Source organism: Pigmentiphaga daeguensis, from assembly GCF_039523035.1.
GTDB classification, from domain to species: domain Bacteria; phylum Pseudomonadota; class Gammaproteobacteria; order Burkholderiales; family Burkholderiaceae_B; genus Pigmentiphaga; species Pigmentiphaga daeguensis.
Genome location: NZ_BAAAEN010000017.1, coordinates 1 through 11,894, shown reverse-complemented (window position 1 = coordinate 11,894; position 11,894 = coordinate 1). Strand labels below are relative to the sequence as shown.

The 11,894-nt window shown below is 68.8% G+C and carries 13 protein-coding genes; 2 read left to right on the top strand and 11 right to left on the bottom strand.

Features of this window, described 5'->3' with window-relative positions; genetic code table 11:
* Positions 1-9: 9 nt before the first annotated feature.
* Together ABD104_RS19645 and ABD104_RS19640 are read right to left on the bottom strand one after the other, a co-directional pair.
* Positions 10-612 carry an NADPH-dependent FMN reductase gene (locus ABD104_RS19645; RefSeq protein WP_176400618.1) on the bottom strand — a complete coding sequence of 201 codons (603 nt, stop codon included), beginning with the start codon at positions 610-612 and terminating at the stop codon, positions 10-12.
* Positions 613-680: 68 nt separating this feature from the next.
* Positions 681-1,601, bottom strand: a complete 921-nt coding sequence (locus ABD104_RS19640; RefSeq protein WP_132980670.1) for a LysR family transcriptional regulator — start codon at positions 1,599-1,601, stop codon at positions 681-683.
* A 131-nt stretch (positions 1,602-1,732) separates the two neighbouring features.
* Between ABD104_RS19640 and ABD104_RS19635 the strand changes: the two genes are divergently transcribed.
* Positions 1,733-2,731 carry a Bug family tripartite tricarboxylate transporter substrate binding protein gene (locus ABD104_RS19635; RefSeq protein WP_087836591.1) on the top strand — a complete coding sequence of 333 codons (999 nt, stop codon included), beginning with the start codon at positions 1,733-1,735 and terminating at the stop codon, positions 2,729-2,731.
* Here the strand turns inward: ABD104_RS19635 and ABD104_RS19630 are convergent, their stop codons facing one another.
* The 9 genes from ABD104_RS19630 to ABD104_RS19590 all read right to left on the bottom strand — a co-directional run bounded on the left by ABD104_RS19630 (position 2,732) and on the right by ABD104_RS19590 (position 11,183).
* Complete coding sequence (locus ABD104_RS19630; RefSeq protein ID WP_165963360.1) at positions 2,732-3,160, bottom strand: nuclear transport factor 2 family protein; 429 nt, start codon at positions 3,158-3,160, stop codon at positions 2,732-2,734.
* Positions 3,161-3,164: 4 nt separating this feature from the next.
* Positions 3,165-3,941, bottom strand: coding sequence for a fumarylacetoacetate hydrolase family protein (locus tag ABD104_RS19625; protein ID WP_087836589.1), 777 nt, complete (start codon positions 3,939-3,941; stop codon positions 3,165-3,167).
* Entirely contained in the window at positions 3,929-5,128 is a 1,200-nt protein-coding gene (locus ABD104_RS19620; RefSeq protein ID WP_087836588.1) for an alpha-hydroxy acid oxidase, read from the bottom strand. Before ABD104_RS19620 ends, ABD104_RS19625 begins: the two co-directional genes overlap by 13 nt.
* Positions 5,129-5,135: 7 nt before the next feature.
* Positions 5,136-6,053: a TauD/TfdA dioxygenase family protein gene (locus ABD104_RS19615; protein ID WP_087836587.1), complete on the bottom strand. Its 918-nt coding sequence runs from the start codon at positions 6,051-6,053 to the stop codon at positions 5,136-5,138.
* Positions 6,054-6,161: 108 nt separating this feature from the next.
* Positions 6,162-7,070: a LysR family transcriptional regulator gene (locus ABD104_RS19610; protein WP_087836586.1), complete on the bottom strand. Its 909-nt coding sequence runs from the start codon at positions 7,068-7,070 to the stop codon at positions 6,162-6,164.
* Between the two features lie 163 nt (positions 7,071-7,233).
* On the bottom strand, positions 7,234-8,178 hold the full coding sequence (locus ABD104_RS19605; protein WP_087836585.1) for a catechol 2,3-dioxygenase: 945 nt from the start codon (positions 8,176-8,178) through the stop codon (positions 7,234-7,236).
* Positions 8,179-8,200: 22 nt separating this feature from the next.
* Positions 8,201-8,599 carry a 2Fe-2S iron-sulfur cluster-binding protein gene (locus ABD104_RS19600; RefSeq protein ID WP_087836584.1) on the bottom strand — a complete coding sequence of 133 codons (399 nt, stop codon included), beginning with the start codon at positions 8,597-8,599 and terminating at the stop codon, positions 8,201-8,203.
* Between the two features lie 21 nt (positions 8,600-8,620).
* The gene (locus tag ABD104_RS19595) at positions 8,621-10,174 is read right to left on the bottom strand and encodes a sulfatase-like hydrolase/transferase (protein WP_087836583.1); all 1,554 of its coding nucleotides are present in this window, start codon (positions 10,172-10,174) and stop codon (positions 8,621-8,623) included.
* A gap of 34 nt (positions 10,175-10,208) precedes the next feature.
* Positions 10,209-11,183 carry a Bug family tripartite tricarboxylate transporter substrate binding protein gene (locus ABD104_RS19590; protein WP_165963361.1) on the bottom strand — a complete coding sequence of 325 codons (975 nt, stop codon included), beginning with the start codon at positions 11,181-11,183 and terminating at the stop codon, positions 10,209-10,211.
* A 308-nt stretch (positions 11,184-11,491) separates the two neighbouring features.
* Between ABD104_RS19590 and ABD104_RS19585 the strand changes: the two genes are divergently transcribed.
* Positions 11,492-11,809 (top strand): Bug family tripartite tricarboxylate transporter substrate binding protein, encoded by a 318-nt coding sequence (locus tag ABD104_RS19585; RefSeq protein ID WP_343928055.1) that lies wholly within the window; start codon positions 11,492-11,494, stop codon positions 11,807-11,809.
* Positions 11,810-11,894 lie beyond the last annotated feature (85 nt).

Sequence of the window (11,894 nt, the reverse complement as noted above, 5' to 3'; positions counted from 1 at the left end):
GGCGCCGCATCAGGCGGCGGCGCGCATGGCGGCGCCGGCCTGGGGTTCGCGCATGCGGTGGGCGAAGTCGGACACCTCGCGGCCCAGCGTGCGCAGTTGTTCGTCCACGCGCGCGTCGATGCAGCGGCCGTCGGGCGCGAACGCCGGCTCGGTGCCGCCTATGCACACGCCCAGGGGCGTGGGCCAGCCGCGCAGCGCATGCACGATGTCGCGCAGCGCCCCCAGCGTGGTCACCGCGGCCTGCCAGCCGGCGGCGTTGGCGATGCAGCCCACCGCCCGGCCGCTCAGGTAGGGCCGGGCGTCGGTGCGCAGGTCCTCGGTGTAGTCCAGCGCGTTCTTGACCAGGCCCGACAGGCTGCCGTGGTAGCCGGGCGAGGCGATGATGACGCCGTCGGCCCGGCGCAGCTCGGCCACCAGGCGCAGCGCCGCCGGGGTTCGTCCCGGTTCGTGGGGAGCGTACATGGGCAGGACCAGGTCGTCGCCGGCCAACAGGACGACCTGCGCGCCGGTGGCGGCCACGGCGTCCAGCGCGTGTCGCAACGCACGCTCGGTGGACGAGTCGGGGCGCGTGGTGCCGCCCAGTGCCACCACGCGGGGCGGGGAGGTGTTCATGCCTGTCTCCGTTAATACATAGCTAGCTATGTATTAGGCGCGCATGTGGCCGGAATGTCAAGGGCCTGTTATTCCATGCCCTTGCTCCAGGACTTGGGCGTCCTGGCCCACTCCTTCAGGAATTCCAGGAAGACCTGGACCCGCATCGGCAGGTTTTTGCGCGACGAATAGATGGCGTAGACGTCCAGCCCCGAGGGCACGTAGTCCGGCAGCACGACCTGCAGTTCGCCGCGCTCGATCTCGTCGGCGATCATGTAATAAGGGTGCATGGAGATGCCCATGCCGGCCAGCGCGGCTTCCTTCAGGGCATCGCCGAAGTCCGAGCGCAGCGGCCCCTGGACGCGGACGGACACCGGCCCCTCGGGACCGGTGAAGTTCCACGTGGCGGTGGGCGACTTGTTCCAGTTGACCAGGCACTTGCAGTGCTGGAGATCGCGGGGATGGGTGACGGGCGGGACCTTGGCCAGGTAGGCCGGCGAGGCGACCAGCGCCTGGCGCGCTTCTGCCAGCGGGATGGCGATGAAGCTCGCGTCCTTGAGCACGGGAACGATGATGATGCCGACGTCCAGGCCTTGCTCGACGAAGGTTTCCTGTTTGCGCACCGTCAGCAGGCTGAGCGCGATCTGGACGTCGGGATAGCGCTCGTGGAATTCGCCGATCACCGGCAAGAGGCGCTGCGTGCCGAAGGCGGGCGGCACGCCCACCCGCACCACGCCGGCCACGTCGCGCGACAGGTCGTGCACGGATTCGCGCAGGTCGTCGTAGCGCTGCAGCAGCTCGGTACCGTTCTCCAGCACTTGCAGGCCGGCCGGCGTCAGCCCCAGTTGCTTGGTCGTGCGGTTCAGCAGCTTGACGCCCAGGGAACGCTCCAGCCAGGCCACCTGCTTGGTGCAGGTGGCGCGCGATACGCCGAAGTGTTGCGCGGCGCCGGCGAAGCTGTTGCGCCGGGCCACCTCCAGGAACATGCGCAGGCAACTGAGCTGGTCCACGTGCTTGTCCTTGCCGGTTTCTTCTTAGGAAATTTCAAATTTAGCACCGCCGCCTTGTTGAGCTGGCGGGGCGAACGAATAATGCCCTCATCCATTGTTTCGCATTCGATACGAAAATCCGGAGACTTCCCATGACTCGATCCTCATCGTCCCCCGCCCGCCGCCGGCTGACCGCGCTGGCGCTCGTGCTCGCCGCCGCCGGTTCCTGGGCCGCCGCGCCGGCCGGCGCGCAGGGCTTCCCGTCGCATCCGCTGCGCCTGGTCGTGGCCTACGCGCCGGGCGGCGCGACGGACATCGTCGGACGGATGTTCGCCCAGGAGATGTCCGAAAGCCTGGGGCAGACCGTGGTGCTGGAGAACCGCGCGGGCGGGGGCACCCTGGTGGGGACCGAGTCCGTCAGGCGTTCGCCGGCCGATGGCTATACGCTGCTGTTCGGTACCAACGCCTTCGTGATCACGCCGCTGCTGCACGACGCCAAGACCTACGATCCCGTGGCCGATTTCCAGCCCATCGGCCAGGCCACCGTGCAGTCGCTGGGCATCCTGGTGACGCCCGGGCTGAAGATCCGCACGGTCAAGGATTTCATCGCCTACGCCAAGGCCAACCCGGGCAAGGTGAACTTCGCCTCGTCGGGCAACGGTTCGGCGCAACACCTGGCGGGCGAGGCCTTCGCCAAGGCGGCCGGCGTCAAGATGGTGCACGTTCCCTACAAGGGAACGGGGCCGGCCATGGCGGACCTGCTGTCCGGGCGAGTGGACGTGATGTTCAGCTCGCTGGTGGGCAACATGGAGCACGTGGCCGACGGCCGGCTGGTACTAATCGCGACCACCGGCATCAAGCGCTCGCCCGCCACGCCGGACGTGCCCACGGTCGACGAAAGCGGCGTCAAGGGCTTCCAGGCCGAGACCTGGCAGGCCGTGCTGGCGCCGGCCGGCACGCCCGCGCCGGTGGTCGACCGGCTGAATGCCGCGCTGGCCAAGGCCGGCAAGTCGCCGAAGATCGTCGAGACGCTGGCGGCGCAGGGCATGGAGGTGAAGACCACTACGCCGGCCGAGCTGCGCGACCTGCTGGTGCGCGACACCACCCAGTACAAATCCCTGCTGCAACAGGCCAAGAACACGCTGCAGTAATCAGCCCCCGAATCGGCGCTGGCCCTGCTTCTCTTCCACCAGCCAGCGCCCGTCCGGTGCGCGGGACAGACGCTCGCGGTGCAGGGAAATGGACAGGGGCGGCGGCAGCGGAACCGGTCCGGCATGCGGGGCCGTCGCATCGACGCGATAGACCAGCGTCATGTACCGCGCCGTGGCCCGGTCCGGACCATCCAGGTCGATCACGAGGTTCTGCACCAGGTGGGCCGTGGTGCGTCCGGCGGGCCGGTCGGCCAGCGCCGCTCGCACCTCGGCCGGGCCTTGCAGCATTCGGCCCTGGCGATGCCAGACGCCTTGTCCGGCCATGCAGCCGGCGACCGCGTCGAAGTCGCCGCCATCCAGCGCCAGGTAGAAGCCATGGATGGCCTGTTGGCAGCCGGTCACGGCGGCCCAGCGTTCCAGGTCGGTCATGGCCTCATCCCCGCACGAACGTGTTGCGCAGCGTGCCCAGCCCGGTGATCTCGATCTCCACCACGTCGCCGGCATGCAGGTCGGGCGACTGGCCGTCGGTGCCCATCCACACCACGTCGCCGGGATGCAGGGTCAGGTATTTCGTCATGGCGCACAGGAAGGTGGGCACGTCGAAGATCATCGCCGCGGTGGCGAAGTCGATGGTGGTCCGGCCGTTCACGCGCACCTGGGTGCGGGCCCGGGACGGATCGAATTCGGTGTCTATCCAAGGACCCATGGGCTTGAAGGTGTCCGAGTTCTTGGCGCGCCAGAAAGTACGGTCCGACCGCTGCCAGTTGCGTTCGCTGACGTCGTTGCCGATGGTGTAGCCCAGCACGCAGTCCAGTGCGTTGTCGGGCGTCAGGTGGCGCGCCTGCTTGCCGATGACCACCACCAATTCGCCCTCGTAGTGGATGGTGCGGGCGTCGGGCGGCATCACCACGTCGTGGCCGTGCGGCACCAGGGCGTTGTTGGCCCGATAGCCGATGTCGGCCTGCGTGGGCAACTGCGGCTCCTGGCCGCGCTTGCGCGCCGCCTCGATGGCGTGCTCGGCGTAGTTCAGGCCGGCGCAATAGAAGGTGCGCGGGATCACCGGCACCTCCAGGCGCACCTGGTCCAGGCTGGTCCAGTCGTCCGTCGGCACATGGCCGTCGAAGGGCGAGCCCTCGACCCGGCGTATGCGTTCGCCCTCGATCAGTCCATAGTGGGTGCCCGTCGAATCCGTGTATCTCAGCCAGCGCATGTCCGTCCTTCGTGGGTTGCCCGGCGCGGTGGCCGCGCCAGGAGGGTTTCGTCGATGTCCCCGATGCCGGGCGCGCCGCACAGTTTCATCGCGCGCACCAGTTCCTCGGTCAGTATCTGTAGTGCCCGGTGCGCGCCGGGCTCGCCGCCCGCCACCGCGCCGTACAGCGTCGCGCGCCCGACCAGCACGCCTTCGGCGCCCAGCGCGCGGGCCTTCAGGATATCCACGCCGCGCCGCACGCCGCCGTCCAGCCAGACCGGGATGCGGCCGGCCACCGCGTCCACCACGCCGGGCAGCGCGTCCAGCGTCGCGCAGGCGCCGTCGAGCTGGCGTCCGCCATGATTGGACACCACCACGGCGTCGGCGCCCAGCCGGACCAGCCGCTCGGCGTCGTCCGGCCGCAGGACGCCCTTGACGATCAGCTTGCGCGGCCAACGGTCGCGCACCCGGGCCAGGCGGTCCCAGTCGAACGAGGGATCGTAGTTGCGTCCCACCGCCGAGGCCAGTCCCGCCACGGAGGTCACGTCGCGCTGCAGGCCGATCAGGTTCTTGTTCACCGGCATGCCGTGGCGCAGCAGCGCCAGCGCCCAGCGGGGATGCGCCGCCACGTCGCCGAAGCTGCGATACGTGAGCCGGAAGGGGGTGCGGAAACCGTTGCGCACGTCGCGCTCGCGCTTGCCGCCCACCGGCAGGTCGACGGTGATGACCAGGGCTTCGTAGTCGGCCGCCCGCGCGCGTTCGATCAGGCCGTGGAAGAAGTCCTGGTTCTTCAGCACGTAGGCCTGGAACCACAGGCGGCCGGGCGCCTCGCGCGCGACTTCCTCGATCGACGCCGTGGCGCTGGTCGACAGCGTATAGGGGATGCCGTGCCGCGCGGCGGCCTTGGCGATGGCCAGGTCGCCGCCGTGGCGGCCGTAGCCGACTCCGCCTGTGGGCGCGATGGCCAGCGGGTAGTCGGCCGGCGCGCCCAGCACGGTGCAGCGGGTGGAAACCTGGGAGACGTCCACCAGGGCGCGCGGCAACAGGCGCACGCGCTCGAAGGCCTGGCGGTTGTCGGCCAGCGTGGCCTCGCTCTCGGCGCCGCCGTCGAAGAAGTCGAACACCAGCCTGGGCAGGCGGCGACGCGCCGCCGCCCGCAGGTCATCGATGGACTGGGCGCGGCCGATGCCGCGATCGAACAGACCCATGGCGCGCTCAGTGCGCGGCCGCGGCGCGCGCGGGGCGGATCGCGGCCGGCAGGAAGGACGGATCGAAAATGCGGTCGGCCATGACCTGGCAGCGCTTGATCAGCCGGTGCTCGTGGGGCAGGTAGTCGGGCCAGGCGTTGTGCAGCGTGCCGATGTGGTCCCACATCAGCACGTCGCCCTCGGTCCATTCGTGGGTGTACTGGTACTTGGGCTGGAGCTGGTGCGCGAACAGGAATTCCAGCATCTCGTCGCTGCGGCGCGCATCGAGTTCGTTGATCCGGATGGCATAGCCGGGATTGCAGTACAGCACCTTGCGGCCGGTGATGGGGTGTGTCAGGAACACCGGATGCGTCGACGGGGGCCGCTTGGCGCGCTGCTCGGGCGTGAGCGGCGGCCGTTCGCTGCCGGGCCGCGCCCGCATGTTCTCCCAGAACTTGTTGAAGTCGTGGAGGGCGGTGGCGTGTTCAAGCTCGCGTTTGACGTCGGCGGGCAGGTCCTCGTAGGCGGCATGCATGTTGGCGAAGCTGGTCGATCCCAGCGCGCGGCCGTCGCGGCGCGGCACCTTCAGGGCATGCAGCACGTTCACGAAACCTACCGTCGGGTTGTAGGACATGTCGGTGTGCCAGTCCTGGCCGGCGTCGGCGATGCCGATCAGCCGGCCGTTCTCCACGATATTGGAAAGAATGCTGACCTCGGGAATGCCGGGTTCGTTGGCGTCCGATACGGTCCGCTGCAGGCCGCCGAAGCGGGCCGAGAAATCCCGCAGCTGCGCCGGCGAGATCGATTGCGCCGGGAAGCGCAGGACGCCGTGCGCGCCCAGCGCCGCCAGCAGCGCGGCGAAATCCTGCTCCGAAAGCGGCCGGGCAAGGTCCAGGCCGCGCACCGTGGCCCCGAGTATCTTTCCGGTGGGGACGATATCCGTCATCTTGAGTCCTGTCTGGCTGATCGATGGCGAAATGGTAGGCATCGGCGGCCGGTTTGGACATCCCGCCGGGCGCAAACTTGTTATTTCCTGAACGGAAACAACCGGGAGTCAGGCGTCCTGGGGCCGCAAGTTGCGGCTGATGCCGTGGATGGCCGAATACAGCGCCTGCCCCGCCGGGCTCAGGATCTTCTGCGCCGGCATGAACGCGGAGATGGTCAGCGAGGGCAGCGTCTCGGCCACCGGCACGATGGCCAGCCGGCCCGCGGCCCGGGCTTCCTCGGCCAGGTAGCGCGGAACGAAGCTGGCGATGTTGCCGTGCTCGATGATCTGGATGGCGCCGCCCACGGATTCGCAATGCATGACGCACTGGGGCGGCGGCAGGCCGGTGTCGACGAACGACCGCTGGATGACCATGCCCGGTCCGTCGGCGGGACCGGTGACCAGCCAGGGCACGTCGGCCAGCGCCCGCAGCGACCTCGCCCGCGCCTTGGGGTGGCCCTGCCGCACCGCCACCACCAGGTCCAGCGTGAACAGCGGATCGTGCCGATAGCCTTCGCCGGGGCCGCCCGCGGGCAGCGGGCCGATGGCGAAGTCCAGGCCCTTTTCGCGGAACAGGTCCATGACCGTGGGGTAGGTGGCTTCCTGGAGATGGATGTAGACGTCGGGAAAGCGCAGCCGCATGATCTCGATCGCCCGCGGTACCACCAGCGCGAACGGCGCCGCCGACGAAGCGATGGACAGCTTGCCCGACAGGTCGCCGGCCAGTTGCCGGATGTGGGTGTGCGCGTCGGCCGCGGCGCGCACGATGAAGCGGGCGTGTTCCAGCAGGGCCTGCCCGTAGGGGGTCAGTTCGATGCCGTGCGCCGAGCGCGTCAGCAGCGTGGCGCCCACCGACAACTCCAGTTGCTGCAGCGCGCGCGTGATGGCGGGCTGCGTCAGGTCCAGCAGCTTGGCGGCGGCGCTGATGCTGCCCGCCTCGGCCACCGCCACGAAGGCCCGGAGCTGGTGGAGCTGCATGCTCAGGCCGGACGCGGCGTCGGCCGGGCGCCGCCCGCCTGGTCCCAGCAGTCATGCGGGAGCGCGGACGGCGCGGCGACGGGGGCGGAATCCAGGTTCATGATCGTCTCGCGGGGCAGGCGCCAGATACAGTCAGGAGGGCGAGGATACGCGCCCGCGCGACTCAGGTAAACACGCTCAGGAATTTCTCGTTCAGCTTGCGGTCGTGATAGAAGATGCCCGTGCCCAGCTCCTCGGCCGTCCACTTGATCACCGGCTTGTCCGGGTACCAGGTATAGCCGCCGGCGAACACCTCGTTGCGGTTGCCGCTCGGATCGAAGAAGTACACCGTTTCGCCGCGCGTGATGCCATGGCGCGTCGGCCCGATGTCCAGCGATACGCGCCGCTTGGAGATGATGTCGGCTGCCTTGAGCACTTCGCCCCAGTTGTCCAGCAGGAACGACACGTGATGCAGCTTGTTCTTGACCGGCTGCTGGATGAAGGCCACGTCGTGGGCCTTGGTCGCGCAGCTCAGGAAGGCGCCTATCATCTGCTCGTCCGGCCCGGCCACGACCGCCTCGGTCAGGCTGAAGCCCAGGACCTCGGTGAACAGCTTGAACGTGCCGGCCAGGTCGTCCCCGTACAGCAGACAGTGGTCGAAGCGGCGCGCGCCCATGCCGTGCATGTCGTCCGGCCACGGGTCGGGATTCAGGTAGCCTACCGCGCACCCGGGCGTCTCGCGGTGTGCATACAGTTCCATCACGTGGCCCGTCGGGACGGTGAAGCGGAAACGCCGTCCCGTCATCGGATGCTCGCCTTCCTTCACCCAGCTCATCGCGGTCGCCAGGCCGCTGGCCTCGACATCGGCCGACAGCTTGTCCAGCGTGGCATCCGAGTCCACTTTCCAGCCCATGTAATCCATGCCGGCTTCATCGGCCTCGCGCAGCACCACGCTGTGGTGGTCGGCTTCGTCCCAGGCTTTCAGGAACACCCGCGCGCTGCCGTCGGCGGCGGTGTCGCGCATGACTTCCCTGAGCCCGATGGTATCGACGTAGTGCCGCACCGCCGGCTCGATCTCCAGAACCCGTATGCAAACGTGTCCCGGCCGCATCACTCCTGTGATCGCCATGATGGTCTCCTTGCTGTCGTTGCTAGGTAAGGTGTGCAGGCGGCCGGGCCGCCGGCGCCAAATGACGGGTCACGCAGCGCCGCATCCGGTCCAGCGCTTCGATCTCGATGTCGCTGCGCGGCACGACACGGCAGGCCAGCACCACGCCGGCCGCCTGCTCGTCGGCGCTGACGCAGGCGCGGCTCATCTTCGCGGCGTGGTAGTCGCCGCGTACGATCCGGCTCTTGCATACGCCGCACCCGCCGCCGCGGCAGCCGACCGGAATGCCCTTGCGGCCGAGCGCCTCCATGCCGGCCAGCAGCGTCTGCGAGCCGCTGCAGGTATAGCGTTCGCCCGTATCCAGGATATGGACCTCGAAGCGCTGCCCGGCCGGGGCGGCGCTGTCGATCCGCGTTTCGTGGTCCTGCTTGGCCGGATGCATGGGATTCCTTGCGCGAGAGGTTTACCACTGGCCGATGTGTATGCCCGGCGGCAGGTTGTCGGTCATGGCCTCGATGCGGTCGAGGTCGACGGCGATGCGGCGCTTGAGCGTCAACTGATGCGCCAGCAGCCGCGCGGACATCGATTGCCGCACCGGTTCGAACGCGGGGTCCGCGCCCAGGTCGTGGAATTCGTCCGGGTCCTCGGCCAGGTGGAAGAGCTGCGGGCGATAGCCGTTCCAGGCCACCAGCTTCCAGTCGGCGGTGCGCACCATCCAGCCCCGGCAGTCGGCGTCGCGCGGCCGGCCCAGGACATGGCGGGCGCGACGCGTGGCGTAGTCCAGTTCGCTGAAGACACAGTCGCGCCAGTCGTCCGCCGCTTCGCCACGTACCAGCGGCAGCAGCGAGCGGCCTTCCACCCGGTGGGCCTGCGCGGGCAGGTCGAGCGCGTCCAGGATGGTGGGCACCACGTCCACCGCGGCGGCGAAGCGGCCGTCGTGCGTGCCGCGCGTGGCATCGGCGGCGGGCGACGGATCGACCACGATCAGCGGTACGCGCTGGACCACGTCGTGGAACAGCTCCTTCTCGCCGAAGCCGTAGTCGCCCAGGAAATCGCCGTGGTCCGAGGTGAAGACGATCAGCGTCCGGTCCGCCTGCCCTGTCTGCTCCAGGACTTCCAGCACGCGGCCCAGGTGGTCGTCGATCTGCCGGATCAGGCCCATGTAGGCCGGACGCACGTGGCGTGCCACGTCCTCCCGGTCGAAGCTGCGGCATTCGTCATGCGAGCGGTAGGCGGCCAGCACCGGATGCTCGGCGGCTTCGGAGGCGCGGTTGCGCCGGATGGGCGCCTGCTCGGCGCGGCGATACATGTCGTGGTAGGGCGCCGGCGCGATGTAGGGCCAGTGGGGCTTGATGTACGACAGGTGCAGCGACCACGGTTCGTCGCGATGGCGGCGGATGAAATCGATGGCGGCGTTCGAGACGTAGGCGGTTTCCGAGTGCGGCTCGGCCACGTGGGCGGCCAGGTGTGCATGGCGCATCTGCCAGCCGCTGGCGACGGAGCCGTCCGGATGGCGGCCGGAATTGGCATGCTGCAGCCAGGGGTCGTCGCCCGCGTAGCCGGCCGACTCCAGGTAGCGCCGGTAGTCTTCCTTGCCGGTGGGCAGGTCGCCCTCGTGCCGGCAGACCACCTCGAAGCCGCCTTGCAGCAGGCTGGCGGCGGACCGATCGGAGGCGCCGCCGCGCCAGGCAGCCATCGCCTCGGCCGAAGGTTCGAAATGGGTCTTGCCCGCCAGGTGGAGCGCGCGTCCGGCCTGCGACAGGTAGTCGCCCACCGTCAGCTCGCTCATGGGCATGGGGATGAAGTTCCAGGTCGCGCCGTGGGAGGACGGATAGCGACCGGTATAGAACGACATGCGCGACGGTCCGCACACGCCCGACTGCACGTAGGCCTGGGTGAAGGCCACGCCGCGCGCCGCCAGGGCATCCATGTTGGGCGTGCGCAGCCAGGAGCTGCCGTAGCAGGACAGGTAGTCCGCCCGCAGTTGGTCGCACATGATGAAGAGGACGTTGCGCATCCTGGTGTCCGCAAGAAAGTCGGTCGTTCGGAAATCAGTCGATCTTGATGGCGGTCTGGCGCACCAGGTCCGTCAGCCGGGCCTGTTCGCTGGCGATCAGCGCGCCGAACTGTTCCGCCGTTGTGTTCGCGACGGGGTCGGCGCCCGCGTCGGCCAGCGCCTTGCGCGTCTCGGGATCGGCCAGGATCTGGTTCAGCGCCCGCGTGAACCCGGCCACCGCGTCCTTGGGCGTTTCCTTGCGCATGACGAAGCCGTCCCAGTTGCGCACGTCGAAGCCCTTGAAGCCTTGTTCCTCCATGGTCGGCACGTCGGGCAGCCCGGGCAGCCGGCTGTCGCGCGAGGCGATGGCCAGCGCCTTGACCTTGCCGCCCTGGACCTGCGCCGTCGCCACCGTGCTGGTCAGGAACATGAAGTTCACCCTGCCCGCCACCAGGTCGGCCAGCCCGGCCGTGAACTGGTTGTAGGGCACGTGGGTGGCCGTGACGCCGTAGCGCTGCTTGAACAGTTCGCCCGCCAGGTGCGCCGGCGTGCCGTAGCCGCCCGAGGGGAAACTGTAGGTATCGGGCTTGGCGCGCAGCAGTTCGATCAGCCCCTTCACGTCGTGCACGGGCAGGGACGGGCTGACGACCAGCACGCTGTAGGTCCAGTCGTACTGCCCGACGGGCGCGTAGTCGCGGGCGAAGTCCTTCTTGAACGACGACAACAGCGCCGGGCCGACCACCACCGGCGTGAGCAGCGTCATCGCGGTATAGCCGTCGGCCGGATAGCGGTCCAGGTCGCCCGCGGCCAGGCTGCCCGAGGCGCCGGGCTTGTTGTCCACGTAGAAGGTCTGGCCCAGCTTGACGGTCAGCTTCTGCGCGATGATGCGGCTGCTGATGTCGGGCGGCGTGCCGGCGTTGTACGGCACGATGATGCGCACCGGGCGGGCCGGCCAGGTCTCGGCCTGCGCGCCGATGGCGGCCAGGCCGAGCGTGGCGGCCAGCGCCAGTTTCCCGAACGTGAAGGTCATGGATGTCTCCTTTGCTTGAACCGTGGTCTTCCTGGGGGGCCCGGCAAGTCGTTGGCGGGACTTTCGCAGTCCGCCGCGGGCCCGGCAAGTCGTTTTGCGCATGGGGCATAAACGGACGACATGGGGCGGCGCCGGCGCCCGCACTTGACTGCCCGCGCACTGCGTCTTGGACAGCCCCGCGCTGGCTCGGCCCTCACGTTGACGGCCATGTGGAGCGCATGCAAAAACCTTCCTCGCTCATGCGTCACTTTGTTGGAGACACCGCTTCGCATGGCGGCAGACCACCATAACCAACACGGGTCAACAAAATGAAGGCGACACTCTTCCTGCTTCTTGCGCTACACCTGCCGCTCGCCGGCCATGCGCAGTCCTATCCCAGCCGTCCCATCAAGGTGATCATCGGCCAGGCCGCCGGCGGCGGCACGGATATCGTCATGCGCTCGATGGCGCCCAAGCTCAGCGACGGTCTTGGGCAGCAGGTCGTCATCGAGAACAAGACCGGGGCGTCGGGCATCATCGCCGCGGACCTGGTCGCCAAGGCGCAGGCCGACGGCCATACCTTGCTGATGGCGCCGAGCGGGGTAATGGTCGGCAACGTCGTGATGAAAAAGAAAGGGTATTCATAAAAGCCTGTTGATGCAGGAGCTTCCTAACCCTCAGCCGAAGGCATCGGGTTGATGTTGATGGGAGGCTCCAGCAGGAACTCCAGCA